Annotated in this window: 27 protein-coding genes and 1 riboswitch; of the genes, 14 read left to right on the top strand and 13 right to left on the bottom strand. The window is 69.9% G+C overall.

What is annotated here, in order from left to right; translation table 11 throughout:
• The first annotated feature begins 31 nt into the window (after window positions 1-31).
• The 5 genes from ACWDZ6_RS20810 to ACWDZ6_RS20790 all read left to right on the top strand — a co-directional run bounded on the left by ACWDZ6_RS20810 (window position 32) and on the right by ACWDZ6_RS20790 (window position 6,241).
• Window positions 32-925 carry an ATP-binding cassette domain-containing protein gene (locus ACWDZ6_RS20810; protein WP_451504028.1) on the top strand — a complete coding sequence of 298 codons (894 nt, stop codon included), beginning with the start codon at window positions 32-34 and terminating at the stop codon, window positions 923-925.
• On the top strand, window positions 897-2,984 hold the full coding sequence (locus ACWDZ6_RS20805; RefSeq protein ID WP_451504027.1) for a YhgE/Pip family protein: 2,088 nt from the start codon (window positions 897-899) through the stop codon (window positions 2,982-2,984). The genes ACWDZ6_RS20810 and ACWDZ6_RS20805 overlap by 29 nt, the downstream gene beginning before the upstream one ends.
• A 29-nt stretch (window positions 2,985-3,013) precedes the next feature.
• Entirely contained in the window at window positions 3,014-3,625 is a 612-nt protein-coding gene (locus ACWDZ6_RS20800) for a TetR/AcrR family transcriptional regulator (protein WP_366735350.1), read from the top strand.
• A 443-nt stretch (window positions 3,626-4,068) separates the two neighbouring features.
• Window positions 4,069-4,686, top strand: coding sequence for a DUF4126 domain-containing protein (locus tag ACWDZ6_RS20795; protein ID WP_451504026.1), 618 nt, complete (start codon window positions 4,069-4,071; stop codon window positions 4,684-4,686).
• Between the two features lie 67 nt (window positions 4,687-4,753).
• A complete protein-coding gene (locus ACWDZ6_RS20790; protein ID WP_451504025.1) occupies window positions 4,754-6,241 on the top strand; it encodes a phytoene desaturase family protein in 1,488 nt (495 codons plus the stop codon).
• 15 nt (window positions 6,242-6,256) lie between these two features.
• On the opposite strand, the gene ACWDZ6_RS20785 is transcribed toward ACWDZ6_RS20790, so the two are convergent.
• From ACWDZ6_RS20785 to ACWDZ6_RS20760, 6 genes are all read right to left on the bottom strand, one after another.
• A complete protein-coding gene (locus ACWDZ6_RS20785) occupies window positions 6,257-7,099 on the bottom strand; it encodes a hypothetical protein (RefSeq protein ID WP_366735348.1) in 843 nt (280 codons plus the stop codon).
• 51 nt (window positions 7,100-7,150) lie between these two features.
• Entirely contained in the window at window positions 7,151-8,068 is a 918-nt protein-coding gene (gene metF, locus ACWDZ6_RS20780; protein ID WP_451504024.1) for a methylenetetrahydrofolate reductase [NAD(P)H], read from the bottom strand.
• A 67-nt stretch (window positions 8,069-8,135) separates the two neighbouring features.
• On the bottom strand, window positions 8,136-8,831 hold the full coding sequence (gene thiE, locus ACWDZ6_RS20775) for a thiamine phosphate synthase (protein WP_451504023.1): 696 nt from the start codon (window positions 8,829-8,831) through the stop codon (window positions 8,136-8,138).
• 86 nt (window positions 8,832-8,917) lie between these two features.
• Window positions 8,918-9,283, bottom strand: coding sequence for an Rv2175c family DNA-binding protein (locus ACWDZ6_RS20770; protein ID WP_326649369.1), 366 nt, complete (start codon window positions 9,281-9,283; stop codon window positions 8,918-8,920).
• Between the two features lie 43 nt (window positions 9,284-9,326).
• Window positions 9,327-10,562, bottom strand: coding sequence for an NAD(P)/FAD-dependent oxidoreductase (locus tag ACWDZ6_RS20765; RefSeq protein WP_451504022.1), 1,236 nt, complete (start codon window positions 10,560-10,562; stop codon window positions 9,327-9,329).
• Window positions 10,563-10,590: 28 nt separating this feature from the next.
• Window positions 10,591-10,932 carry a hypothetical protein gene (locus tag ACWDZ6_RS20760; RefSeq protein WP_389177616.1) on the bottom strand — a complete coding sequence of 114 codons (342 nt, stop codon included), beginning with the start codon at window positions 10,930-10,932 and terminating at the stop codon, window positions 10,591-10,593.
• Between the two features lie 51 nt (window positions 10,933-10,983).
• Window positions 10,984-11,096, top strand: a riboswitch (TPP riboswitch).
• Here ACWDZ6_RS20760 and thiO point away from each other — a divergent pair.
• The 6 genes from thiO (at window position 11,094) to ACWDZ6_RS20730 (ending at window position 16,951) form a co-directional block, all read left to right on the top strand.
• Complete coding sequence (thiO, locus tag ACWDZ6_RS20755; protein WP_451504021.1) at window positions 11,094-12,251, top strand: glycine oxidase ThiO; 1,158 nt, start codon at window positions 11,094-11,096, stop codon at window positions 12,249-12,251. It overlaps the preceding riboswitch by 3 nt.
• On the top strand, window positions 12,248-12,472 hold the full coding sequence (thiS, locus tag ACWDZ6_RS20750; RefSeq protein ID WP_351454515.1) for a sulfur carrier protein ThiS: 225 nt from the start codon (window positions 12,248-12,250) through the stop codon (window positions 12,470-12,472). The genes thiO and thiS overlap by 4 nt, the downstream gene beginning before the upstream one ends.
• Before the next feature lie 6 nt (window positions 12,473-12,478).
• Complete coding sequence (locus tag ACWDZ6_RS20745; protein WP_366735342.1) at window positions 12,479-13,273, top strand: thiazole synthase; 795 nt, start codon at window positions 12,479-12,481, stop codon at window positions 13,271-13,273.
• 284 nt (window positions 13,274-13,557) lie between these two features.
• Window positions 13,558-15,510 (top strand): Stk1 family PASTA domain-containing Ser/Thr kinase, encoded by a 1,953-nt coding sequence (pknB, locus tag ACWDZ6_RS20740; protein WP_451504020.1) that lies wholly within the window; start codon window positions 13,558-13,560, stop codon window positions 15,508-15,510.
• Window positions 15,511-15,515: 5 nt separating this feature from the next.
• Window positions 15,516-16,364, top strand: a complete 849-nt coding sequence (locus tag ACWDZ6_RS20735) for a deoxyribonuclease IV (RefSeq protein WP_451504019.1) — start codon at window positions 15,516-15,518, stop codon at window positions 16,362-16,364.
• An 83-nt stretch (window positions 16,365-16,447) separates the two neighbouring features.
• The gene (locus ACWDZ6_RS20730; RefSeq protein ID WP_451504018.1) at window positions 16,448-16,951 is read left to right on the top strand and encodes a DUF4396 domain-containing protein; all 504 of its coding nucleotides are present in this window, start codon (window positions 16,448-16,450) and stop codon (window positions 16,949-16,951) included.
• Window positions 16,952-16,982: 31 nt separating this feature from the next.
• On the opposite strand, the gene ACWDZ6_RS20725 is transcribed toward ACWDZ6_RS20730, so the two are convergent.
• Window positions 16,983-17,615, bottom strand: a complete 633-nt coding sequence (locus tag ACWDZ6_RS20725; protein ID WP_326649379.1) for a sulfite oxidase-like oxidoreductase — start codon at window positions 17,613-17,615, stop codon at window positions 16,983-16,985.
• Window positions 17,616-17,770: 155 nt separating this feature from the next.
• On the opposite strand from ACWDZ6_RS20725, the gene bfr reads away from it, so the two are divergent.
• Window positions 17,771-18,250, top strand: a complete 480-nt coding sequence (gene bfr, locus ACWDZ6_RS20720) for a bacterioferritin (protein ID WP_351454530.1) — start codon at window positions 17,771-17,773, stop codon at window positions 18,248-18,250.
• A gap of 14 nt (window positions 18,251-18,264) precedes the next feature.
• Here the strand turns inward: bfr and ACWDZ6_RS20715 are convergent, their stop codons facing one another.
• Together ACWDZ6_RS20715 and ACWDZ6_RS20710 are read right to left on the bottom strand one after the other, a co-directional pair.
• Window positions 18,265-18,513 (bottom strand): (2Fe-2S)-binding protein, encoded by a 249-nt coding sequence (locus ACWDZ6_RS20715; protein WP_326649381.1) that lies wholly within the window; start codon window positions 18,511-18,513, stop codon window positions 18,265-18,267.
• A gap of 143 nt (window positions 18,514-18,656) precedes the next feature.
• Entirely contained in the window at window positions 18,657-20,009 is a 1,353-nt protein-coding gene (locus ACWDZ6_RS20710) for a class II 3-deoxy-7-phosphoheptulonate synthase (protein ID WP_351454532.1), read from the bottom strand.
• A gap of 306 nt (window positions 20,010-20,315) precedes the next feature.
• On the opposite strand from ACWDZ6_RS20710, the gene ACWDZ6_RS20705 reads away from it, so the two are divergent.
• Window positions 20,316-20,384: a trp operon leader peptide gene (locus ACWDZ6_RS20705; protein WP_366735361.1), complete on the top strand. Its 69-nt coding sequence runs from the start codon at window positions 20,316-20,318 to the stop codon at window positions 20,382-20,384.
• 103 nt (window positions 20,385-20,487) lie between these two features.
• Window positions 20,488-22,422 (top strand): anthranilate synthase family protein, encoded by a 1,935-nt coding sequence (locus tag ACWDZ6_RS20700; protein ID WP_451504017.1) that lies wholly within the window; start codon window positions 20,488-20,490, stop codon window positions 22,420-22,422.
• 73 nt (window positions 22,423-22,495) lie between these two features.
• Here ACWDZ6_RS20700 and ACWDZ6_RS20695 read toward each other — a convergent pair whose 3' ends face one another.
• From ACWDZ6_RS20695 to ACWDZ6_RS20680, 4 genes are all read right to left on the bottom strand, one after another.
• A complete protein-coding gene (locus ACWDZ6_RS20695; RefSeq protein WP_451504016.1) occupies window positions 22,496-23,524 on the bottom strand; it encodes a 6-phosphofructokinase in 1,029 nt (342 codons plus the stop codon).
• 144 nt (window positions 23,525-23,668) lie between these two features.
• Window positions 23,669-24,379: a response regulator gene (locus ACWDZ6_RS20690; RefSeq protein WP_451504015.1), complete on the bottom strand. Its 711-nt coding sequence runs from the start codon at window positions 24,377-24,379 to the stop codon at window positions 23,669-23,671.
• Window positions 24,376-25,587, bottom strand: coding sequence for a MacS family sensor histidine kinase (gene macS, locus ACWDZ6_RS20685; protein WP_451504014.1), 1,212 nt, complete (start codon window positions 25,585-25,587; stop codon window positions 24,376-24,378). Before macS ends, ACWDZ6_RS20690 begins: the two co-directional genes overlap by 4 nt.
• A gap of 30 nt (window positions 25,588-25,617) precedes the next feature.
• Window positions 25,618-26,379: a lysophospholipid acyltransferase family protein gene (locus tag ACWDZ6_RS20680; RefSeq protein ID WP_366735334.1), complete on the bottom strand. Its 762-nt coding sequence runs from the start codon at window positions 26,377-26,379 to the stop codon at window positions 25,618-25,620.
• Window positions 26,380-26,579 lie beyond the last annotated feature (200 nt).

Genomic DNA, 26,579 nt, shown 5'->3' with positions numbered 1-26,579 from the left:
GACCAGTCAGTTTAAAAACTTGGGGGGGAACATGGACAGCCCTGTCAGCCCCGACGGCAGTCACGGGGCAGCCGTCACGGCCGAGGGCTTCGGGCTCAAGGGCCCGCGCGGCTGGGCGTTCCGCTCGGTGAGCATCGAGGCGGAACCCGGCTCACTCATCGCGATCGAAGGCCCGTCCGGCTCCGGCCGTACCTGTCTGCTGCTCGCGCTCACCGGCCGGATGCGTCCCACCGAGGGCCGCGGCGAGGTCGGCGGCCTGCAGCTGCCGCGGAAGATGGCCGCCGTACGCCGGATCAGCGCGCTCGGCCCGGTAGTGGGCGTCAGCGAGCTCGACCCGGCGCTGACCGTCGCCGAGCATCTGCGCGAACGCGCTCTGCTGCAGCGCCGCTTCGACGGCTCGCTGCGCACCCTGCTGCGGCCCCGCGCCGAGCGGGTCGCCGCGGCCCGGAGCCGTGTCACCGAGGCACTGGAGGCGGCGGGGCTGGACCTGGCCACTCTGGCCAAGGAGGAGCGCACGGCCGTACGCGACCTGGAGCGCCTTGAGTCGCTGCGCCTGTCCGTCGCCCTCGCGCTGGTCGGCCGTCCGCGGCTGCTCGCCGTCGACGACACCGATCTCAAACTTTCCGACAACGACCGGGCCGAGGCCTGGAAGCTGCTGCGCTCCGTCGCCGACGGCGGTACGACCGTGCTCGCCGTCTGCAGCCAGGCCCCCGAGGGCACGACAGCGATCCGCACGGTCGCGGACACCGCTCCGAGGAGCGAAGACCCGACCGGGCAGGCGCCGGGAGCCACGGCCCGGCCGACGCCCGAAGACCCGACCGGACCGAAGCCCGACGACACGGTCCGGCCGAAGCCCGAAGCCATGATCGAGAACACCACCGAGGAGGGGACGGCCGATGCGCTCGCCGAAACTGGCCGCGCTTGAGCTGAAGCGGTTCGGCAGGGGGAAGCTGCCGCGCGCCGCGCTCGTCGCAGTCCTGCTGCTGCCGCTGCTGTACGGCGCCCTGTACCTGTGGTCCTTCTGGGATCCCTACGGTCAGCTCGACCGGATACCCGTCGCGCTCGTCAACGACGACAAGGGCGCCACCGCCGCAGGCAAGAAGGTCGCGGCCGGCGACGAGATCACCAAAGGCCTGCTGGAGAGCAAGGTCTTCGAATGGCACGAGGTCAGCGCCGCCGATGCCCGCAAGGGCGTCGAGGACGGCGCGTACTACCTCTCGCTGACCATGCCGAAGGACTTCAGCAAGCGCATCGCGTCCAGCTCCGGCGACTCTCCCGAGACCGGCGCCCTTCAGGTACGCACGAACGACGCCAACAACTACATCGTCGGGCAGATCTCGCGGACGGTCTTCTCCGAAGTCCGCACCGCCGCCTCGACCAACGCCTCCCGCTCCTTCCTCGACCGCATCTTCATCTCCTTCTCCGACATCCATGACGCCACGGAGAAGGCCGCGAAGGGCGCCGACCAGCTCAAGGACGGGGTCGGCAAGGCGAAGAAGGGCTCCAAGGACCTCGCGGACGGGCTGAAGGACGCCAAGGACGGCAGCGGCAAGCTCGTCGGCGGCCTCTCCAAGCTCAACAAGGGCGCGAGCGATCTCGAGACCGGATCCAAGCAGGTCTGGGAAGGCACCCGGATGCTCGCCGGCAAGGTCAACGGGATAGCCGCCGACGTACGTCCGTACCTCAAGGACAACGGCAGGACGATCGGTGACACGGCCCGGCTGGTCGCCGACTCCTCCCAGGCGGTCCGCCACAACCTCGACATCCTCGTGAAGACGGCTCCCGGATCGGCCGTCCTCGCCCACAAGTCGGCGGACGAGCTGAGCGCGATCTACAAGACGCACTGTGAGGACGCGCTGCTGCCCGACCCGACCGTCTGCCCCGCACTGAAGCGCGCCAAGACCACGGCGGCCGATGTCGCCAAGGTCGCCGACGACGTCAACGTGCTGGTGAAGGACAACAAGGGCGATCTGAAGAAGCTGGACGGCCACCTCGCCGATCTGCAGAAGAAGGCGACAGACCTCGCCAAGCGCTCACCGCGTCTCGACGAGGATCTGGAGTCGGCCGTCGGCCAGATCAACGAGCTGAACTCGGGTGCGAAGAAGGTCGCTCAGGGAGCGGACAAGCTGCACACCGGGCTGAGCAGCGCCAAGACGGGCTCCAGTGACCTCGACACCGGCGTCGGCAGGCTCAAGAAGGGCGCGGGCAAACTGGACGGCGGGCTCTTCAAGCTCGCCGACGGTTCGACCGAGCTGGCCGGCGGACTGAACAGCGGCGTGGACAAGATCCCCGACTACGGCAAGAAGGACCGCGACCGCCGTACCGAGGTGATGGCCGACCCCGTGAAGCTGGCCGGACAGTCCCTGCACAAGGCACCCAACTACGGCACCGGCTTCGCCCCGTACTTCATCCCGCTCTCCCTGTGGGTGGGCTCGATGGTGGCGTACATGATCATCCAGCCGCTCAACCGGCGGGCCCTCTCCACGGGCACCTCCGCCTGGCGGATCGCGCTGGCCGGCTGGCTGCCCGTCGCCGCGATCGGCCTGGTGCAGGTCGGTGCGCTGATGTCGGTACTGCACTGGGGCCTCGGCCTGCAGATGGCGTACGCGGCCGGCGCGATCGGCTTCCTGGCGCTGGTGACCTGCTGCTTCGCCGCGATCATCCAGTGGCTGAACGCCCGCTTCGGAGCAGCGGGCCGGATCCTCGTACTGGCGCTGCTGATGCTCCAGCTGACCTCGGCCGGCGGCACCTACCCCGTACAGACCAGTCCGGCGTTCTTCAATGCGATCCATCCCTTCCTCCCGATGAGTTACGTCGTCGGGGCGCTGCGCACGCTCATCACGGGCGGCGGCCTCGGCCCGGTATGGCTGGCGTGCGCGGTACTGGCCGCCTTCACCGCGGGCGCGATCGCGCTGACTGCCGTGTCGGCACGGCGCAAGCAGGTGTGGACCATGGACCGTCTGCACCCCGAGCTGAGTCTGTAGGAGCGGGCGGACCTGTGAGAATCGACGCCATGGACAGCAGCACCAGCACCAGACGCCGGGCGACCCGGGCAAAGCTCTACGAGGCCGCGGTGACGCTCATAGCCGAGCAGGGCTTCTCCGCCACCACGGTGGACGAGATCGCCGAACGCGCCGGGGTCGCCAAGGGCACGGTCTACTACAACTTCAAGAGCAAGACCGAGCTCTTCGAGGAGCTGCTGCGGTACGGCGTCGGGTTGCTGACAGCCTCGCTGCAGTCCGCCGCCGACGAGACGGCGGAGCGCGGCGGCACCAAGGTCGAGGCGCTGGACGCGATGATCAAGGCCGGTCTGGGCTTCATCGACCGTTATCCGGCCTTCACCCAGCTGTACGTCGCCGAGCTGTGGCGCACCAACCGGGCCTGGCAGTCGACGCTTCTCGTCGTACGGCAGGAGGCGGTGGCCGTGGTCGAGACGGTCCTGCGGGAAGCAGTCGAGAGCGGCGAGCTGAGCGAGGAGATCGATGTGCCGCTGACGGCCGCGGCGTTGGTCGGGATGGTGCTGGTGGCAGCGCTGGACTGGCAGGCGTTCCAGCCGGAACGGTCGCTCGAGGATGTGCACTCGGCGCTGTCGCGGTTGCTGCACGGCCGTGTGAGTGGCCGTTAGGCCTTCCTCAAGGGCGGCCCGGACGAAGACGTCGCACGAAGACAGTCGGGGCGGACGCGGCCGCACGGAGACGGACAGGAACAGAAAAGTGCCGGTCGGGCGAGGCTCGATCCCCCCGAGCCTCGCCCGACCGGCGTTTCCCCCGTGTCCCCCCGTTGGCCCCCCGTTGGCCCCCGTCGTGCCGAAGAACCCGTTACCCCCGTTTCCCCCGTGGTCACTGGGTTCTCCGTCGTGCACCCCCCGTTCCGTCCGGGGAGCCGCGCCGTTCCGCCGCCCCGTGTCGGCGGTGCCGGCGCTGCGCCCCTTCCGTGGTCACCACTCTTCCTTCTACGCAGGTAGGACCCCATCCGCGCGCGTACTCATCTCGCCCACTAGGTACGGATACTCAGCCATCCGTGCTCATCCCCACCCGCGCGCGCCGGGGTCTGGTTACGATCGCGTCCGTGTCCGTACTCCCTCTCGTCTTCACCAGCGGCTGGGCCAGCGGGATCAACGCCTATGCGGTGGTCCTACTGTTCGGCGTCTTCGGCGCGACCGGGCTCACCGACGAGGTGCCCGCGTCACTGCAGCGCACCGATGTCCTGATCATTGCGGGCGTGCTGTTCCTCTGCGAGGCGGTGGCGGACAAAATCCCGTACGTCGACTCCGTATGGGACACCGCGCACACCGTGATCCGGCCGGTGGCGGGCGCGGTCGTGGCCGCGCTGCTGGCCGGGGAGAGCGGCTCGCTGCCGGAGCTCGCGGCGGGCGCCATCGGCGGCTCGACCGCATTGATGAGCCACCTGGTCAAGGCCGGCACCCGGATGGCGGTCAACACCTCGCCCGAGCCGTTCAGCAATGTCGCGGTGAGCATGGCGGAGGATCTGGGCGTCGCCGGGATCATCACCTTCGCGATCTTCCATCCGCTGGCGGCCGCGCTCGTCGCCGGGACGCTGCTCCTGCTGGGCATCGTGATACTGGCCTTCCTCGCCACGAAGATCCGCCGTTTCCTGCGGCGCAGAGCACAGCGCCGCGAGGAGAGACGGCCGGCGGGCGCGGAAGCGTCCAGAGCGCCCTGGTGACCGGACCGGACCGCTCGGAAGAGCCACCGCGACGGAGCTGTCAGTGGTGGCCGATAAAGTCGCGGACATGGCACGGATTGCGGTGATCGGCGCCGGGATGGGCGCCATGGCGGCTGCCGCCCGGCTGGCCGTGGCAGGCCACCGGGTGACGGTGTACGAGCGCTCGGCGACCTACGGCGGCGCGGTGGGCCGGTTCGAGCGCGGGGGCTTCGTCTTCGACACCGGACCCGGTCTGCTGCATCTGCCCGCCGTCTGGCGGGACTTGTTCATCAAGACCGGCAAGGAACCGCTGGAGCGATGCGTCGGGCTCGTCCAGGTGGACCCGGCGGGCCGGCATCTCTTCGCCGACGGCACCGAGGTGTCCCTGCCGAACGTCTCGCGGGCCGGAGTCGTCTCCGCGCTCGAAGCCGCGCTGGGCGCGGGAGCGGGCGAACGGTGGGGCGCGTTCCTGGGCCGGGCCCGGGACGCCTGGGACCGTTCCCGGCGCCCCCTGCTCGAGGAGCCCCTGCGGACCGACTGGCAGGTGCTCGCACGCGATCCCTATCCGGCGCCGCGGCAGCGCAAGTTGCTGCGCACCCGGCAGGCGTCCACGGTCACCGAGGTCGGCGCCTGGGAGCTGGCCGACCCGCGGCTGGCCGCGCTCCTCGAGGGGTACGCCCTGGCGTACGGCCTGGATCCCCGGCATGCCCCGGCGGGTGCCGCCCTGCTGCCCTACATGGAACAGACCTTCGGCAGTTGGTACGTCGAGGGCGGGATGCGGGAGCTGGCCCGCGCGGTGTACGAGCGGTGTCTGGCCCGGAAGGTGGAGTTCGTCTTCGGGACCGAGGTGGCCCGCATCGTCGAGAAGGACGGGCGGGCGGCGGGAGTCGAGCTCGTCGGCGGGGCGGTCGCCGGGGCCGACCATGTGGTGGCAGGCGTCGAGGCCGGCGGTCTGGTGGCACATGAGCTCTGGCAGGACAAAGACGTACGGCCCCAAGGGAACGCCGGCGGTTCACAGTTGCCCGGCAGGTTCACCGTGCTGCTGGCGCTGCGCGGGGCACGGCCCGCGTCCGCCGTCCACCGGAGCGTGGTCCACTCACCCGACACCGGCGCGGAGGCTCTGGCCGTCTTCGGCGGCCGGACGGCCGAACGGCCCACCGTCACCGTGCTGCGACCGGACGATCCGCGTACCCGCCCGGACGACGCGCACGAGGCGGTGACCCTCTCGGCGACCGTCGCGGCACACGGCGGCCAGGTCGACTGGACGGACGCGGAGCTGCGCGAGCGGTACGCCGGGTTGCTGATCGACGCCGCGGGCGCGGCCGTGCGGGAGATACGCGAGCGCCTGTTGTGGCACGAGATCCGTACGCCCGCAGAGACGGGTGCGTTGCCCGCGCCCGCGCTCGCCGGGGACGGCGGACGCTATCTGCACCCCGCGAACAGCACCCGGCTGCCCGGTCTGTATCTGGTGGGCGGCCGGTCGCACCCGGGCGGCGGACTGGCGCATGCCGGAATGTCGGGGGCGCTGGTGGCCGGACTGATCGTGGAGGGCAAGGACTTCCGCGGCTCTCGGTGAGCCACCGCCGGTGCCTCAGTAGCGGTACTGCTGCTCGTTGTACCCGGGGTCGTAGCCGTAGGGAGAAGGCTGTTCCTGCGGCATCGGCGGCGCCTGCTGCTCGCCGTCACGCTGCTGCGGGACCCACACCCCGCCGGGCGGCGTCTCGCTGTACGGCTGCTGGGCGTACGGGTCGGCGTACTGCTGCTGGCCGCCGTAACTGTCGTAACTGGTGTAGGGCTGGTACGCGTTGTACTGCTGACCGCCGACGTAGGGGTCGGAGTACGCGGCGTACTCCTCCTGCTGCCCCGTCCCGTAGTCGTACTGCCCGGCGTATATGTCCTGGCCCGCCGGCTGCTGACCGTAGCCGGAGTAGGTGTCGTAACCCGTGCCGTACGTGGTGTAGTTCTGGCTCTCGTCCTGCTGCTCCGCGGCATACGCGGCCTCGCTGTACACGCCGTACTGGCCGGTGTCGTCCGGCAGCGGCTGCGGCTCGTAGACCGCCTCGGGCTCGGATGCCGCGGGAACGGGCTCGTACGCGAGGTCGGAGACCTCCAGCGTCGGCTCGCGCGAGGCAGCCGGGTCCTGCTTGCCGCCGGACCTGCGCCGACGGCTCGCTCCCGGGCTGCCGCCGAGCGCCCAGCCGGTGGAGAAGCCCTTGCGGAAGGAGAGCGTGACGTACGTCTGGCCGACGGCGAAGGTGATCGCGCCGAGCGCGATCACCACGACGGAGGGCATCAGTACGCCGAGGACCACGCACAGGAAGCCGGCGAAGGCGAGCAGCCGCCAGCGCAGCCGCGCCTTGTACTGCAGCAGCACCTCACCGAGCAGCCACAGCGCGACAACGCCGAACGCGATATAGAGGACCGTCCAGCCCATGCCCGCCCCTCTCCTGCGGCCGCCGCTCCGGGTCGGAGCGGGTTCGGCCGATCACGACTGCTCGTGCAGTCCGAGATTCTCGTAGATCTCGAGCGTCGCCGTGGAGTTGTTGAGTGTAATGAAATGCAGACCGGGGACGCCCTCGGAGAGCAACCCGGCGCAGAACTCCGTCGCGAACTCGATGCCAATGGAGCGTACAGCGGCGGGATCGTCCTTGACGGAGAGGATCCTCTCTTTGAGCTCGGGCGGGAACGCGGCATTGCTGAGCTGCGCGAACCGTTCGAGCTGCCTGACGCTGGTGACCGGCATGATCTCCGGGATGATCGGGGTCGCGCAGCCCGCGGCCTCGACCCGGTCACGCAACCGCAGATAGTCCTCGGGCTGGAAGAACATCTGTGTGATCGCGTAGTCGGCGCCGGCCCGGCACTTGTCGACGAAGTGCTGGATGTCGGTCTCCCAGTCCTCCGAGCGCGGGTGCATCTCGGGGAAGGCCGCGACGCCGACGCAGAAGTCCCCGGACTCCTTGATCAGCTGTACGAGCTCGGCGGCGTACCGCACGCCGTCGGGGTGCTTGACCCACTCGCCCATGGGGTCGCCGGGCGGGTCGCCACGGACGGCGAGGATGTTGCGGATCCCCGCATCAGCGTATTGCCCGATCATGTTGCGCAGCTCGGCCACGGAGTGGTTCACCGCGGTGAGGTGCGCGACCGGGGTGAGCGTGGTGTCGGCGGCGATCTGCTGGGTGGCCTTGACCGTGCCGGCGCGTGTCGAGCCGCCGGCGCCGTAGGTCACCGAGACGAAGTTGGGGGCCACCGCTTCGACCCTGCGCAACGCGTTCCAGAGGTTCCGCTCGCCCTTCTCGGTCTTGGGCGCCCAGAACTCGAAAGAGTACGACGTTTTGCCGGTCGCGAGCAGCTCGCGCACCGTTCGTGCGCGATCCGTCCTGGTCGAAGCTGTACCGAGGGCCATACCCGCAGGTTAACCACGCCTCGCCGGTCACCCAACCGGATCACGGAAATATGCCGGTTTTGTCGGCCTACTGTCCACGCACTGTCCACCCCTCGGACACTTGGCCGGTCCGCTCCCCCGCACGCTCCCGCACGCGCTTCGCCAGCGCCGCCGTCGCCGCGGCCGGATCGCCGGCCTCGGTGATGGCCCGTACGACGACGATCCTGCGCGCGCCCGCGTCCAGCACCTCGTCCAGATTTCCGGCGTCTATCCCGCCGATCGCGAACCATGGCCGGTCGGTCTCCAGCGCGGCCGCGTACCGCACAAGACCCAGTCCCGGGGCATACCGGCCGGGCTTGGTCGGGGTGGGCCAGCAGGGGCCCGTGCAGAAGTAGTCCACGCCGGGCTCGGCGGCGGCCGCGTCCACCTCGGCCTCGGCGTGCGTCGAGCGGCCTATGAGCACCTCACCACCGACGATCGCGCGGGCGGCCGGAACCGGCAGATCACCCTGTCCCAGATGCAGCACGTCGGATCCGATGGCGTGCGCCACATCGGCCCGGTCGTTCACGGCGAGCAGCTTGCCGTGCCTGCGGCAGGCGTCGGCGAAGATCTGGAGGTGATCCAGTTCCTCACCCGCTTCCATGCCCTTGTCCCGCAGCTGCACGATGTCGACCCCTGAGGCGAGCACGGCGTCGAGGAACTCCGCGAGGTCGCCCTGCTCCTTCCGGGCGTCCGTGCACAGATAGAGCCGGGCGTCGTTCAGCTGCGCACGGGCCGTGGACATGGAGGTTCCCCCCGATGGGTCGGCGGCGTACGGGCAGGGCGGCACAGCCCCCGGCCCGCACACCGCGTGTTGTTGTCGTCAGGACGTCAGACGGCGAGCGCCTGGGCCCGGCGCTTCACCTCCGTGCCGCGATTCTCACTGAGCGCCTGCGCCGGCGTGCCGGGCAGGCTCGGGTCGGAGGTGAAGAGCCATTCCAGCATCTCTTCGTCGGTGAAGCCGTCGTCCCTCAGGAGCGTCAGGGTCCCTGCGAGACCCTTGACCACCTTGTCGCCGTCGATAAAGGCGGCAGGCACCTGAAGCGCCCGGTTCTCACCACGGCGTACGGCGATCAGCTGGCCTTCCTTGACCAGCTGCCGGACGCGCGTCACCTCGACATCGAGCATTTCCGCGATGTCAGGAAGGTGGAGCCAGGCGGGGACGAGAGCATCGATCTTTGCGTCAATCTCGGTCACAGGACAAGCGTGCCATCCCGGACTGACAGTCGGTAGCCGGACCCTAGTCCGCCGCCGCCTTCAGAGGGACGGAGGGATCTGCTGCGCGCGCCGGATCCAGCCGGTTTCCGGACAGGATGAGCTTGCGTCCTTGCGCCAGATCCCGAGCCCTGCCTACGGCGAGCAGCGCGACCAGAGCGCCGTCCCGCAGCCAGAGCACCGACCAGGCCGCGCCCGCGGGATCGCCGCGCCACACCATCGTGTCGGCGGCCTCGTGATGGCCCGCGTACTGCACAAAGCGGCCGAACTGCTCGGACCAGAAGTACGGCACCGGATCGTAGACCTCCGGTGGCTCCTGTCCCGGCGCGGCGCCGATGACATTGGCGGCGACCGTGCGCGGCCCCTGCAGGGCGTTGTCCCAGTGGTGCACGAGCAGCCGCCCGCCGTAGCGGCCGGACGGGAAGGAGGCGCAGTCCCCGACGGCGTACACATCGGGCAGCGAGGTGCGCAGATACGCGTCCGCGGCGATTGCGCCGTCCGGGCCCAGTGCGATGCCGGATCCGGCGAGCCAGGCGGTGGCGGGCCGGGCGCCGATGCCCACGACCACGGCGCCCGCCGGAAGCTGCCGGCCGTCGGCCAGAATCACCGAGCCGGGCTCGATGTCCGCCACGCGCGCGTGGGTGAGGAGTTCGACCCCGTACTCCGCGTACCAGTCGGCCATCGGGCCGGCGACCTCGGCGGGCAGGGCTCCGGCCAGCGGACGCTCGGCGGCCTCGACAACGGTGACCGCGCAGCCGGCCTCGCGGGCGGCCGTCGCGAACTCCGCGCCGATCCAGCCCGCGCCGACGACCACGATGTCGTGCTGCTCCGTGAGGACGGGGCGCAGCCGCGCGGCGTCGTCGAGGGTGCGCAGCAGATGAACGCCGGGAACGCCCACGGCGCCCGGCAGGCTGACCGGTTCCGCACCACTGGCGATGACCAGGACGTCGTACGGGACCGGACCTGCCTCTGTGTCCAGCTCATGGGCCCCGGCCCGTACGCCGGTCACCTCGCAGCCCAGCCGCAGCTCGATGCCGAGCGCCTCGAAGTCGATGTCGAAGGCCGAGCCCTCCGCCTTGCCGAGCAGGATCGCCTTGGAGAGCGGGGGCCTGTCGTACGGCTGATGAGGTTCGGCACCGATCAGGGTGACCGGACCGGTGAAACCCTGCTCGCGCAGTGCCACCGCGGTCTGTACACCGGCCATTCCCGCGCCGACGACGACCACGCGCCGCTGCCTCTGTACTGTCTGCTGCTCGCTCACCCGACAACCTTACGCACCTGACGGATCATCAGGAAGGCAGTTGTTCGACGACGCTCGTCCCGCTGCCCTCCTGGGACTCCCATTTCCAGCTCTCCTCGAGCCGCAGCCGCCCGTCCTCGAGCTCGACCACGGTGGAGACGCAGTGCCCCGAGGACGTTCCGCCGTCCGCCTTCAGCTGCACATAACGGAAGTCGAGCCGGTCGCCCTCCCTGGTGCCCACAAGATGACCGCGGAGCACATCGCCGCCCTCGTACTCGGCCCAGATCCGGCCGTTCTCCTCGTGGTACGTGAACCGGGTCCGGGTCCCCACCTGGCCCGGAGCCTGGTCCGCGACCGGTGAGAGCACGAGATTGTCGAGCGACCCTGCCACAGTGGCTGCTCCCTTACTGCGAGTTGGGGCCTGGGGTTAGGGTGGCCACCGTAAGGCACTCGCGGGAGTCCGGACGCACCGGGCTGAGAGGGAGGCTGGACGGCCTCCGACCGTACGAACCTGATCCGGGTCATGCCGGCGAAGGGAGGGGCTGGACGCCCATGTCGCGTACCTCAGACGTCCTCGTTGTCGGGGGCGGAATCATCGGCCTGGTCACGGCCTGGCGTGCGGCGCAGCGCGGGCTGCGGGTCACGGTCGCGGATCCGGAGCCCGGCGGCGGCGCCGCGCAGGTCGCGGCGGGCATGCTCGCCGCCGTCACCGAACTGCACTACGGCGAGCAGACGCTGCTCGCCCTCAATCTGGAATCCGCACGGCGCTATCCCTCCTTCGTCGCCGAGCTGGAGGAGGCGAGCGGACAGTCCGTCGGCTATCGCGCCTGTGGCACGCTCGCCGTCGCGCTCGACGCCGACGATCGCGCGCATCTGCGTGAACTGCACGCCCTGCAGCGTCAGTCCGGCCTGGAGTCGGAGTGGCTGGCGGGGCGCGAATGCCGCCGACTCGAGCCGATGCTCGCACCCGGCGTGCGCGGGGGCCTGCGGGTGGACGGCGACCACCAGGTCGATCCGCGGCGGCTGGCCGCAGCGCTGGTGTCGGCCTGCGAGCGGGCCGGGGTGGTCTTCCACCGCGGCTGGGCGGAGCGGCTGTCGGTGGTACGGGACCGGGCGGCCGGAGTCGTACTGACGGACGGCAGCGAGCTCACCGCGGACCAGGTGGTGCTGGCGTGCGGCAGTCTGAGCGGCAGGCTCGGCGGCGTGCCGGCGGATGTGCTGCCGCCGGTCCGGCCGGTGAAGGGCCAGGTACTGCGGCTGACCGTGCCCCGCGCGTACGCGCCGTTCCTCTCCCGGACCGTGCGGGCCGTGGTGCGCGGCAGCGACGTCTATCTGGTGCCTCGCGAGAACGGCGAGCTGGTCATCGGCGCGACCAGCGAGGAGCTCGGCTGGGACACCACGGTGACGGCGGGCGGGGTGTACGAGCTGCTGCGCGACGCTCACGAGCTGGTGCCCGGCATCACCGAGCTGCCGCTCACCGAGACCCGCGCCGGGCTGCGCCCCGGCTCTCCCGACAACGCGCCGCTGCTCGGACCGACGGCCCTGCCGGGCCTGCATCTGGCCACCGGCCACCACCGCAACGGGGTGCTGCTCACCCCCGTCACCGGCGATGTGATGGCCACGGTGCTGGTCACCGGGGAGCTGCCGGACGAGGCCCGCCCCTTCACTCCTCGCCGCTTCTCCCCCGTACCGCAGGAGCAGCCCGTATGAACGTCCCCGTGTCGCTCACCATCACCGTCTCCGTCAACGGCGAGGCGCGCGAGCTGGCCACCGGCACCACGCTGGATGCCCTGGTCACGGCCCTCACCGCCGCCCGGTCGGGAGTCGCCGCGGCCGTCAACGAGACGGTCGTCCCGCGCAGCCGGTGGACCGGCACGCGGCTCGGCGACGGCGACCGCGTCGAAGTCCTCACCGCAGTACAGGGAGGCTGATCAGCCATGGCCGACGACCGTCTCACCATCGGCGGCACCGCCTTCGACTCCCGGCTGATCATGGGAACGGGCGGGGCGCCCAGCCTCGACGTACTCGAACGCTCCCTCGTCGCGAGCGGCACGGAGCTGACCACCGTCGCGATGCGCCGTCTCGACCCGACCGTCCAGGGCTCTGTGCTGTCCGTCCTGGAGAAGCTGAACATCCGTGTGCTGCCCAATACGGCGGGCTGCTTCACGGCGGGCGAGGCCGTGCTGACGGCACGGCTCGCGCGGGAGGCGCTCGGCACACAGTGGATCAAGCTCGAGGTCGTCGCGGACGAGCGCACACTGCTGCCCGACCCGATCGAGCTGCTGGACGCGGCCGAGACCCTGGTCGACGACGGTTTCACGGTCCTGCCGTACACGAACGACGACCCGGTCCTGGCCCGGAAGCTGGAGGATGTGGGCTGCGCGGCGATCATGCCGCTGGGCTCGCCGATCGGCTCCGGCCTCGGCATCCGTAATCCGCACAACTTCCAGCTGATCGTCGAGCACGCGCGCGTGCCGGTGATCCTGGACGCGGGCGCGGGCACGGCCTCCGACGCGGCGCTGGCGATGGAGCTCGGCTGCGCGGCGGTGATGCTGGCCTCGGCGGTGACCCGGGCGCAGGAGCCGGTCCTCATGGCTCAGGCGATGCGCCACGCGGTCGAGGCGGGACGCCTCGCGCGCCGGGCGGGCCGCATCCCGCGCCGCCACTTCGCTGAGGCGTCCTCCCCGCACGAGGGCCGCGCGGCCCTCGACCCGGAGCGCCCGGCGTTCTGACCTGCGCTGGGCGTTTCGCCCACCCCACTCTGCCCGTGACAGGGGCTGCGCCCCGGCCCCCTGGACGCCCTTCGGGCATGTGTCGTCAATCGCCGGAAGGCTGAGTGTCCGCCGGACGCTCCGGGCGTGTTCTCCGTCACCGGACGGGCTGCGTCCTCGGCCGGGGAACGCGGTCCGGAGCGAGTCCCGGGAAGGCCCGGCGCTGTCACAGCTCGGCTGCAGTACGGCCCCGGTCCCGCCCCGGGGCGTCGGGGCTGTCCGCGGTGGCTCGTAGACTCTGCCGCGTGGATACGACCCTCAAGGACCCCCTCGTCGGGCATGTGCTCGACGGCCGCTACCGCGTCGACGCTCGCATCGCCGTCGGCGGGATGGCCACGGTCTACCGGGCCGTCGACACCCGGCTGGACCGGGTGCTCGCGCTCAAGGTGATGCATCCCGCCCTCGCCACCGACGCCTCCTTCGTGGAGCGCTTCATCCGCGAGGCCAAGTCCGTGGCGCACCTCGCCCACCCCAATGTGGTGGGGGTTTTCGACCAGGGCGCCGAGGGCGCGTACGTCTATCTGGCGATGGAGTACGTCGCGGGCTGCACGCTGCGCGACGTACTGCGCGAGCGCGGGGCGCTCCGGCCGCGGGCCGCGCTCGACATCATGGAGCCCGTGCTGGCCGCGCTCGGCGCCGCGCACCGGGCAGGCTTCGTGCACCGGGACATGAAGCCGGAGAATGTGCTGATAGGTGACGACGGCCGGGTCAAGGTCGCCGACTTCGGTCTGGTACGGGCCGTGGGCTCCGTCACCAGCACCACCGGCACGGTGCTCGGCACGGTCTCCTATCTCGCTCCCGAGCAGATCGAGTACGGCACAGCCGACACCCGCGCCGATGTGTACGCCTGCGGGGTCGTCCTCTACGAGATGCTCACCGGCGCCAAGCCGCACACCGGCGACACCCCGGGCCAGGTCCTCTTCCAGCATCTGAACGAGGACGTTCCGGCGCCCTCCGCACTCGTCCCCGGGCTTGCCGTCGAGCTCGACGAGCTGGTGGCGAGGGCCACCGCCCGTAACCCCGAGGTCCGGCCGGACGACGCGGTTGCGCTGCTCGCGCACGTCCGCGAGGCCCGTGCGGAGCTCGGTGACGAGCAGTTGGACCTGGTGCCGCCCCAGGCGCGCACCGAGGAGCAGGCACAGGACCGGTCCGGGGAGCGGCGCACGGACGAGGTCCCCGCCTCCGAGTACCGTACGAGCGTGATCCCGCGTGTGCTGCCGCGCGAGGAGCCTGAGGTCAACCGCACATCCCGGCTGGCGATGCCCCCGGCACCGCCGCGCCCCCCGGAGCAGTCCGGTCGGCGCGCCATCCCCAGCCGCGGCATCCTCGCGCTGGTGGTCGCGCTGTTCCTGGTCCTCGGCGTGGGCTCCGGCGTCTGGTACATCAACTCCGGGCAGTTCACCCGTGTCCCTGCCCTGATCGGCAAGACCGAGAAGGACGCCAGGCAGGAGCTGAACGCCGCCGGTCTGGACGTGAAGAAGGTCCGCTTCGAGTTCAGCGAGACGGTCAAGCGCGGCACGGTCATCAACAGCGACCCCGCGACCAACGCGCGCATCCGAGGCAATGGCTCGGTGACGATCGTCGTCTCGCGCGGCCCGGAGATCGTCAAGGTCCCCGAGCTCAAGGGCAAGCCGCTCGCCAAGGCCGAGCGCGAACTGAAAAAACTCGGCCTCGCGCCGGGAGTGGTGACGAAGACGTTCAGCGAGGAGATCGCGCAGGGGGCGGTGATCAGCACGGACCCGGAGGCCGGGACCGGGCGCAGCCCCGATTCCGCGGTCGCCCTCGTCGTCAGCAAGGGCGCTCCGATCGATGTCCCCGGCGTGCGGGGCGATTCGCTGCAGGACGCCACCAGCGAGCTCGAAGCTGCCGGGTTCAAGGTCAAGGTCGCCTCCGGACAGATCAACTCCCCGGAGGAGGCGGGCTCCGTCGCCGAGCAGTCCGCGGCCGAGGGCACTCAGCTGGCCCGCGGCGACACGATCACTCTGACGGTCTCCAAGGGCCCGCGGATGATCGACGTGCCCGATGTGGTCGGCAAGAAGGCCGATGAGGCCACGAGCAAGCTCGAGGCGGCAGGCTTCGAGGTCAAGGTCGAGAAGAACTTCCCGTTCCTCGGCGACAAGGTCGAGAGCCAGTCGGTGGCGGGCGGCAGTCAGGCCCCCGAAGGCAGCACGATCATCATCAAGACCAAGGGACTGTAGTTCTGATGCGGAACCCCGTCGGCGGCCATGTCCCCGTGGCCGGCGGCCTCGCCACGACCGGTCTCGGCTATGCCCGTGAGCTGGAGGCGGAGACGGTCCAGGTCTTCGTCGCCAATCCGCGCGGCTGGGCGACGCCCACCGGAAACCCGGCGCAGGACGAGCAGTTCCGCAGGGAGTGCGCGGCCGAGGGGATCTCGGCGTACGTCCATGCGCCGTATCTGATCAACTTCGGCTCGCACACCGAGGCGACCGTCGAGAAGTCCGTGGAATCCCTGCGGCACTCGCTGCGCCGGGGCCGGGAGATCGGCGCGCTGGGTGTGGTGGTGCACACCGGCTCGGCGACCGGCGGCCGTCCCCGCGAGGTGGCGCTGGCGCAGGTACGGGAGCGTCTGCTGCCGCTGCTCGAGGAGCTGACGCACGACGACGACCCGTTCCTGCTGTTGGAGTCGACGGCGGGACAGGGCTCGTCGCTCTGCTCGAGGACCTGGGACTTCGGCCCGTACTTCGAGGCGCTGGACTTCCATCCCAAGCTGGGCATCTGCCTGGACACCTGCCATATCTTCGCGGCCGGGCACGATCTCGCCGGCCCGCACGGGATGGCGCAGACTCTGGATCTGCTGGTGGACACGGTCGGCGAGGGGCGGCTGAAGCTGATCCACGCCAATGACTCCAAGGATGTGGCCGGTGCCCGCAAGGACCGCCACGAGAACATTGGCTCCGGCCATATCGGCGAGGAGCCGTTCCGGGAGCTGATGCGGCACCCGTCGACCGAGGGCATACCACTGATCATCGAGACGCCCGGAGGCAAGGAAGGGCACGCGGCGGATGTCGCGCTGCTGAAGAAGCTCCGCTGAGAAATCTTCGTCGGGAATACCCCCTAGGGGTATACCGTTTATTGCTGTCGACAGGAACCACCGCCTGACTCCGGGGGCTTCTCATGCAGCACGACACCCACACCGAGCCCCCTCACCACACCCACGAAGAGCACACGCACGACATCGGCACGGTCAGCTGGTCGATGGCGGCCCGGGCGACCCTCCACTGCCTCACGGGCTGCGCCATCGGCGAGGTCCTGGGGATGGTGCTCGGCACCGCGTTCGGCTGGGGAAATGTGCCGACGATGATCCTGGCGATCGTGCTGGCGTTCTTCTTCGGCTACTCACTCACACTGCGCGGCGTCCTCAAGGCCGGCGTCGGCCTCAGTACCGCGGTCCGGGTCGCACTGGCGGCCGACACGCTGTCCATCGCCGTGATGGAACTGATCGACAACGGAGTGATCGCGCTCTGGCCGAACGCCATGGACGCGCATCTCTCGGACGCGTTGTTCTGGGGCGCCCTCGCCGCCTCGCTCGTCCTCGCCTTTGTGGCCACCACACCCGTCAACAAGTGGATGATCGGCCGCGGCAGGGGCCACGCGGTGGCCCACCGGTACCACCATTGACCAGCACCAGCACCAGCACCAGCACCAGGACTCAGAGCTCGGGGCCGTCCCCGGGCTCTTCCTGGTACGAGTAGCGCTGCTCGCGCCACGGGTCTCCGAGATTGTGATAGCCGCGCTCCTCCCAGAAGCCACGGCGATCGGCGGTCATGTACTCCACGCCCCGGACCCACTTGGGCCCTTTCCAGGCGTACAGCTGCGGCACGACCAGCCGCAGCGGAAAGCCGTGCTCGGCGGTGAGCAGCTCACCGTCCTTGTGGGTCGCGAATATCGTGCGCTCCGAGGCGAAGTCGGAGAGCCGCAGATTGGCGCTGTAGCCGTATTCCGCCCAGACCATGACATGGGTGGCGTTCGGCGCCGGCGGCGCGAAGTCCATCAGCGTACGGGCGGACACACCGCCCCATTCGGCCCCCTGCATGCTGAACTTCGTCACGCAGTGCAGATCGGCGACGACGCTGGAGAAGGGCAGCGCCGAGAACTCCTCATGGTTCCAGCAGCGTTTGTCGCCGTCCGCCGTGGCGCCGAAGACCCTGAACTCCCAGCGGTCCGGCTTGAACTTGGGCACGGGGCCGTAGTGGGTGACCGGCCAGCCACGCTGAAGTCGCTGCCCCGGCGGAAGCTCGGACTCCTCTGACGCGCGGTATTCCCGGCTCTCCGGCTGACCCATGCCTTCAATGGTGACAGACCAGGAGGGGTGGTCATGACCAGGTCTGAGCCGATTCGGGCAACTCCTACTAAGCATGCACTTACTGGACGCCCCTCGGTCGCGGTGCGAGGATGCGCGCACCTGCCCCAGTCATACGTGCGGAAGGAGCCTCTGCGATGCAGGGCGACCACGAGGTCATCGAGTTCCTCAATGAGCAGCTGACCGCCGAATTGACAGCCATCAACCAGTACTTCCTGCACGCGAAGATGCAGGAGAACTTCGGCTGGACGAAGCTCGCCAAGTACACCCGTGCCGAGTCGTTCGACGAGATGAAGCACGCGGAAGTACTGACCGACCGGATCCTCTTCCTCGAGGGCCTGCCGAACTATCAGCGCCTTTTCCATGTGCGCGTCGGCCAGACGGTCACCGAGATGTTCCAGGCCGACCGGCAGGTCGAGGTGGAGGCGATCGACCGCCTCAGGCGCGGCATCGAGGTCATGCGCGGCAAGGGCGACATCACGTCGGCGAACATCTTCGAGTCGATCCTGGCGGACGAGGAGCACCACATCGACTATCTCGACACCCAGCTGGAGCTGGTCGAGAAACTCGGTGAAGCGCTCTACATCGCCCAGCTGATCGAGCAGCCGGAGAGCTGAATCGCCTCGTGGGGCTAGGCGGCCTCGCTGAGCTCCGGGTCCACGGCGAGTACGGCGGCCGATTCGCCCTGGTCGAGCAGCTCGCGGCGCGGGCACGCTCCCCGGCCGAGAAGCCCCTGGATCCGGCGTACGCACGATCCGCAGTCGGTGCCCGCCTTGGAGACCGACGCTATCTGGCGCGGCGTGCAGGCACCGGCATCCGCGTGCTCCTTCACCTGCTTCTCGGTGATGCCGAAGCATGAGCAGACGTACACGCGGTTCACCTCCCCGGTCGGGATCGTGGCGCCTTTCCCGATGATCGGTGAGGCTTACCTAACCTTACCCGCCGGGCCCGGTACGCAAAAGCCCCGGATATGACCGTGGGGCGCGGATCACATCGATCCGCGCCCCACAGTCGTCATCCGGACTACTGGTCCCGGTACATCTCGGCGACCAGGAAGGCCAGGTCAAGAGACTGGCTGCGGTTCAGCCGCGGGTCGCAGGCCGTCTCGTAGCGCTGGTGCAGATCGTCGACGAAGATCTCGTCGCCGCCGCCCACGCACTCGGTGACATCGTCACCGGTGAGCTCGACATGGATGCCGCCCGGGTGCGTGCCGAGCGCCTTGTGGACCTCGAAGAAGCCCTTGACCTCGTCGAGCACATCGTCGAAGCGGCGGGTCTTGTGGCCGGAGGCCGCCTCGAAGGTGTTGCCGTGCATCGGGTCGGTCACCCAGGCCACCGTGGCGCCGGAGGCCGTGACCTTGTCGACCAGCTCGGGGAGCTTGTCGCGGACCTTGTCGGCGCCCATACGGACGACGAAGGTCAGCCGGCCCGGCTCGCGCTCCGGGTCGAGCTTGTCGATGTACTGCAGCGCCTCGTCGACCGTGGTCGTCGGGCCGAGCTTCACACCGATCGGATTGCGGATCCGCGCGGCAAACTCGATGTGCGCGCCGTCCAGCTGGCGGGTGCGCTCACCGATCCAGACCATGTGGCCCGAGACGTCGTACAGATCGCCGGTACGGGAGTCCACGCGGGTCAGCGCCGACTCGTAGTCCAGCAGCAGCGCCTCGTGGGAGGCGTAGAACTCGACCGTGCGGAACTCCGCCGGGTCGGTGCCGCAGGCCTTCATGAAGTTCAGCGCGTTGTCGATCTCGCGGGCGAGCTGCTCGTAGCGCTGGCCGGAGGGCGACGTCTTCACGAAGTCCTGGTTCCAGGCGTGCACCTGCCGCAGGTCGGCGTAACCGCCGGTGGTGAAGGCACGCACCAGGTTGAGCGTCGCGGAGGACGCGTTGTACATCCGCTTCAGGCGCTCGGGGTCCGGGATGCGGGCCGCCTCGGTGAAGTCGAAGCCGTTGACGGAGTCGCCCCGGTAGGTCGGGAGCGTCACGCCGTCGCGGGTCTCGGTCGGCTTGGAGCGCGGCTTGGAGTACTGGCCCGCGATCCGGCCGACCTTCACCACCGGGACGGATGCGGCGTAGGTGAGCACCGCGCCCATCTGGAGGAGGGTCTTCAGCTTGTTGCGGATCTGGTCGGCGGAGACCGCGTCAAAGGCCTCGGCGCAGTCGCCGCCCTGCAGCAGGAACGCCTCGCCCTTGGCGACGGCTCCCAGTCGGGCGCGCAGCTGGTCGCACTCGCCCGCGAAGACGAGCGGCGGATACGACTCGAGGTCCGCGATCACATCGCGCAGGGCCTCGGCATCGGGGTACTCGGGCTGCTGCGCCGCGGGAAGGTCTCGCCAGGTGTTGCCACCGGCAGCGGTGGTCTTAGCGTTCACGGTCACGCCGTCAACATTACGGGGTCTCTGCGGACGTACCTCCGACCGCCCACCAAATGAGACAGGAGTGGACTCGGAGCACGACTGCTGCCCGTATCGAATCCGGCTGTAATCCCGCTGGGATCCGGCTGGGATCCGGCTGGGATCCGGGCGCATCCACAGTCCGACGCGAAGGTCGGCCCGCCCGTCACGGGCGGTCCGGGGGCGCGATACGCACGGGCCGCCAGGACCGCCAGGTCGTCGCCGGCCGCGTCACAGCTACTACCCACAGCCACCCCTCGGACGCGCTGCCGAGCCGCGGGCGGATGCGTTATGGTCGGCGTCATGTTCGCGCAACCGACTCAGAACTGGTGGTGGACCGCTCATCCGGCGGCCCACTGACTGCGCGTACACCCAGTCGCGAAGGCCGCCCGAGGGGCGGCCTTCAGTGTTTCCCGGGGTCCCGGGACAGCGGCCGTTCCTCCCACTCGGAAGGAACACGACCATGCTCATCAACCGGCTGCTGGACGACGACGGCCCGCCCTTCGCCCTGCTGCGCAGGCGCACACCCGGCCACGACCACGACACCGTCGAGGTCCTGATCGGCACCGTCCACGAGGCCGAGCGGCTCGCCGACATTCCCGTCGGCGACCGCCCCTCGCTCGCCCTGGTCCCGTTCCGCCAGATCAGGGAACGCGGCTTCGACGTACGCGACGACGGGACGCCACTGACCGTGCTCGTCGCCGACGAGTGCCATGAACTCCCTCTCGCCGAAGCCCTGGAGAGACTCCCCGAGCACGACGTACGGGTCGAGGACGGAGCCTTCGACGTCGACGACGAGGAGTACGCGGGCATCGTCCGGCGCGTCATCGAGGACGAGATCGGGCAGGGCGAGGGCGCGAACTTCGTCATCCGCCGTACATACACCGGCAGGATCCCGGGCTTCGGCCGGGCCGACGCGCTGGCCCTGTTCCGGAGGCTGCTGGCCGGCGAGCGCGGCGCGTACTGGACCTTCGTCGTGCACACCGGAAACAGGCGGCCCGAAGGGCCTTCCCCGGAAGGGCGGCGGGAGGCGGGCGGGCGCACCCTGGTCGGCGCCTCCCCCGAGGTCCATGTCCGGATGAGCGGCGGCACCGTCGTGATGAATCCGATCAGCGGGACGTACCGCTATCCGCCCGAGGGGCCGACCCCCGAGGGGCTGCTCGGCTTCCTGGACGACCGCAAGGAGCGCGAGGAGCTCTCCATGGTCGTCGACGAGGAGCTGAAGATGATGTGCACCGTCGGCGACATGGGCGGTGTCGTCGTCGGGCCGCGGCTCAAGGAGATGGCTCATCTCGCGCACACCGAGTACGAGTTGCGAGGGCGCTCGTCGCTCGATGTACGGGAGGTGCTGAAGGAGACCATGTTCGCGGCGACGGTCACCGGATCGCCGGTACAGAACGCCTGCCGTGTCATCGAGCGCCATGAGGTGGGCGGCCGCGGCTACTACGCGGGCGCGCTGGCGCTGATCGGCAGGAGCCCGGGTGGCGGGCGGGAAGGACAGGCCGGCGCGCAGACCCTCGATTCGCCCATTCTCATCCGCACCGCCGACATCGCCGCCGATGGCTCCCTGCGGGTACCGGTCGGGGCGACCCTGGTACGGCACTCCGACCCGGCGGGCGAGGTCGCCGAGACGCACGCCAAGGCGGCCGGGGTACTGGCCGCGCTGGGGGTGCGTCCCGGGCGGCCGGAGGAGCAGGCCGAACGCCCGAAGCTCGCCGACGATCCGCGGGTGCGGGCCGCCCTGGACGCCCGTCGCGCCGACCTCGCGCCCTTCTGGCTGCGAATGCAGGAGCGCTGCGCCCAGCTGACCGGCCATGCCCTGATCGTCGACGCCGAGGACACCTTCACCGCGATGCTGGCGCATCTGCTGCGCTCCTCGGGCCTGGAGGTGACGGTCCGGCGGTACGACGAGCCGGGCCTGCGGGAGACGGTGCGCGCCCATGAGGGACCGGTGGTGCTCGGTCCCGGCCCCGGCGATCCCGCCGATGCCGGTGATCCGAAGATGCGCTTCCTGCGTGCGCTCGCCGCCGATCTGCTGCGCGAGCACCGCCACGGTCTGCTGGGCGTCTGCCTCGGCCATGAGCTGATGGCGGCCGAACTGGGCCTGGAGATCGTACGGAAGGACGCACCGCACCAAGGGGCGCAGGAGCGGATCGACTTCTTCGGGCGCGAGGAGACGGTGGGGTTCTACAACAGCTTCACCGCGCGCTGCGACGAGAAGACCGCCGCGGAGCTGGCAACGCACCGCATCGAGCTCAGCCGCGACGAGGCGAGCGGGGAGGTGCACGCGATGCGCGGTCCTGGCTTCGCCGGTCTGCAGTTCCACCCGGAATCGGTGCTCACGACGGACGGGGCGGCGCTCACCGCGGCACTGCTCGCGGGCGTGCTCGTCGGTTGATCAGCGGTGGGACCAGGGGGTATGGGCCGGACGCGCATAACGGCCCATACCCGGGGCTCGCCGTGCCGAGCGGTCAGCCGAAGAAGACCCCGACCTCCTCGTACAGCTTCGGGTCGACCGTCTTGAGCCTGGCCGTCGCCTCGGCGATCGGGACGCGCACGATGTCCGTGCCCTGCAGCGCGACCATCTTGCCGAAGTCCCCGTCCCGTACCGCGTCGATCGCGTGCAGACCGAAGCGGGTGGCCAGCCAGCGGTCGAAGGCGCTGGGGGTGCCGCCACGCTGGACATGGCCGAGGACGGTGGTGCGGGCCTCCTTGCCGGTACGCCGCTCGATCTCCTTGGCCAGCCACTCGCCGACGCCGGAGAGCCGGACATGGCCGAAGGAGTCGAGCGTGCCGTCCTTGAGGACCGCCTCGCCGTCCTTGGGCATGGCGCCCTCGGCGACCACGACGATCGGCGCGTAGCTGGCCTTGAAACGCGAGGTCACCCAGGCACAGACCTGGTCGACGTCGAAGCGCTGCTCCGGGATGAGGATCACATTGGCGCCGCCGGCCAGACCGGAGTGGAGCGCGATCCAGCCCGCGTGGCGCCCCATCACCTCGACGACCAGGACGCGCATATGTGATTCGGCGGTGGTGTGGAGCCGGTCGATGGCCTCGGTCGCGATGCCGACCGCCGTGTCGAAGCCGAAGGTGTAGTCGGTGGCGGACAGGTCGTTGTCGATGGTCTTGGGCACCCCGACGCATTTGATGCCGTACTCGTCGTAGATCCGCGCCGCGACACCGAGGGTGTCCTCGCCGCCGATCGCGATCAACGCGTCCACCTCGCCCTTGGCGAGGTTGTCCTTGATCCGGCGGATGCCGTTCTCCGCCTTGAGGGGGTTGGTGCGCGAAGAGCCGAGGATGGTGCCGCCGCGGGGCAGAATGCCGCGTACGGCCGGGATGTCGAGTGGAACCGTGTCGCCTTCGAGGGGTCCGCGCCAGCCGTCGCGATAGCCGACGAATTCGTACGCGTACTCCTGCACGCCCTTGCGGACGACGCCACGGATGACCGCATTGAGCCCGGGGCAGTCGCCGCCCCCGGTCAGTACTCCGACGCGCATGGAAGATTCCCTTCGCCTGGTGAGCCGTAGGACCGCCACGCTAATGGTGATCCAGGTCACTGAGGGATGGGACGAAAGGTCAATTCCTGTACGTCATGCGGAGGTTGACGTACGGCTTTCACTCGTACGAGTAGGGGGCGGGGGTTACGCGTCGTCGAGCCCCCGCTCAATGGCGTACCGCACGAGCTCCACACGGTTGTGCAACTGGAGCTTGCCGAGGGTGTTCTGGACGTGGTTCTGGACGGTGCGGTGCGAGATGACCAGACGCTCGGCGATCTGCTTGTACGAGAGCCCCTTGGCGACCAGCCGCAGCACCTCGGTCTCGCGCTCGGTCAGCTGCGGGGCCTTCGGCTCGTCGCCGCCGGAGGCGGGTGCGGGCTCGGAGGCGAGCCGGCGGTACTCACCGAGCACGAGGCCGGCGAGGCCCGGTGTGAAGACCGGATCGCCGACGGCGGTGCGTCGCACGGCATCCGTCAGCTCCCCCGTACTGGCCGACTTGAGCAGATATCCGGTCGCGCCGGACTTCACCGCTTCCAGTACGTCGGCGTGCTCGCCGCTCGCGGAGAGGACCAGGACCCGCAGGGCCGGGTAGGCCCCGACGAGCTCCTTGCAGACCTGGACGCCGGGCATCCCGGGCAGATTGAGGTCGAGGACGAGAACGTCGGGCGCGACAGCCGTGGCCCTGCGCACGGCCTGCGGTCCGTCGCCCGCCGTCGCCACCACGTCGAACCCGGCCGCGGCCAGGTCGCGGGCGACCGCGTCCCGCCACATCGGGTGGTCGTCGACGACCATCACCTTGATCGTCTGCCGGTCCGTCTGCGGGTCCGTCCGACCGCCCGCCTGCTGGTTCGTCATGTGCCTGCCTTCCCCCGTGGAACCTTCAATTCGACTTCTGTGCCCTGGCCCGGCACCGAGAGCAGTTCGGCCCTGCCGCCCAGCTCCCGCAGCCGCCCGCGGATCGAGAGTGCGACACCGAGCCGCCCCTCCCCCTCGGCCTGCGCGAGCCTGCCCTCCGGGATGCCCGGCCCGTCGTCCCGTACCGTCACGATCACTTCTTCGGGCCAGTCCTCGACGAGGATCCAGGCCTGGGCCTCGTCACCCGCATGCCTGCGGACATTGTCCAGTGCGGCACTGACAGCGGCCGCGAGCTCCGCCGCCGCGCCGGCCGGCAGCAGCACCGGGGCGCCCGGCTCCGACAAGGTCACTCTCGACCCGGCGTGCCGGGCGAGCAGCGAGCGCAGATCGCACAGTTCGGACCCGTGCGACGGATCGTCGTCGACGTCGACGGTACGGACCACGGCGCCGAGCGAGATGTCCTCGGAGGCGCGGGTGGTGGGCACCAGACCGCTGGAGACCAGGGTGCGCAGGGCGACCTCCTGCTCCCCGGCCATTCTGCCCAGCTCGGCGGCCTCACCGCCCAGTGCCGTACCGCGCCGCTGCACCATCGCCAGCACCTGGAGCACGCTGTCGTGGATGTCGCGGGCCAGCCGTTCCCGCTCGCGGGTCGCAGCCTCGATCTCCAGAGCGCGGGCGAGGGTGAGCTCGGAGGCCCGCGCGACCTCGACGACGTAACCGATGGCGATGGAGGCGACCCAGACCAGCAGGACGTTGTGGAAGGTGTCCCGGCTGGGGTGGCCGCGCTCGACGATATTGGCGACGGCGACGAACGAGGACGCGAAGCCCGCCCAGCGCCAGCCGCCCTTGATGGCGAAGGCGAGCACGGATCCGGCGGTCCATATCGTCGGCAGGGTGGGGCCGTCGACGGTCTGTGCCTGGGCGTCGGCGAGCGGCGTGAGCATGATGCCGGTCAGCGCGATGGCGAGGTCGGCGCCGAGGAAGCGTTTGGTGCAGCGGGTGGCGTTGGTGACCTTGGGGAGCGTGACCAGCGTCCAGACGGTCATCACCGCGAGGAAGGCGACCGCCACCCAGGGATGCTCGAACTTGCCGCGGGTGAAGACGAAGAGGAGCACCGCGTAGATCATCGTCAGTACGCGGTAGGCGGCGAGCGCACGCCACAGCGGCAGCTCGACCGACATCCGCACGACATGCTCGCGCTTGGCCATTTCCCCCACCCCCCGGGACGGACAACGCGGCTACGCGGCCGGGCGTTCCGTCTTCTCTGCCTTGTCCGCCTTCGCCGCCGCCTTCTCGGCCTTCTCCGCCGCCGCCTTCTCCTCCGCGAGCTGTCGCTTCGCGGCGGTCGCGTAGATGTCGACGTACTCCTGGCCGGAAAGCTTCATGATCTCGTACATGACCTCGTCGGTGACCGAGCGGAGGATGAAGCGGTCGTTCTCCATGCCGTGGTAGCGGCTGAAGTCGAGCGGTTTGCCGATCCTGATCCCCGGGCGCATCAGCTTGGGTATCACCTTGCCGGGCGGCTGGATCTTCTCGGTGTCGATCATCGCGACCGGGATGACCGGAGCGCCGGTGGCGAGTGCCACGCGCGCGAGGCCGCCCGGCTTGCCGCGGTAGAGGCGGCCGTCCGGAGAGCGGGTGCCCTCCGGGTAGATACCGAACAGACCGCCGCCCTGGATGACCTCTATACCGGCCTTGATCGCCGCCTCACCCGCGCCGCGGGCACCCGAACGGTCCACCGGGAGTTGTCCGACGCCCTTGAAGAAGGCAGCGGTGAGCTTGCCCTTCACCCCGGGCGAAGTGAAGTACTCCGCCTTGGCGATGAAGGTCACCTTGCGGTCCAGGACCGCGGGCAGGAAGAACGAGTCCGAAAAAGACAGGTGGTTGCTCGCGAGGATCGCCGGTCCCTCCGCGGGAATGTTCTCGAGGCCCTCCACCCAAGGCCTGAAGGCAAGCTTCAGCGAGCCCCCTATGGAGAACTTCATTGCGCCGTAGATCAACTCGAATGCCTCCTGTGTGCTGTCGAACAGACCTTATCCCGTGGCCGGTCCGGGCTCCCCGCTCCGGGGGGCCTACGGACCTGGTCGGTGTCAGTCCGGTCGCGTACGGTGAACTACACCCTCAGACACTCACGCTGTGACCTACCGGGGCTGTCACATCAGCGGCTTCGCCGTGGGCCCCGAACCCTGAAAGGAGACCC

It is taken from the genome of Streptomyces sp. NPDC002926, assembly GCF_053591755.1.
The sequence above is the reverse complement of the archived record's forward strand: the minus strand, read 5'-3'. Positions and strand labels throughout refer to the sequence as shown.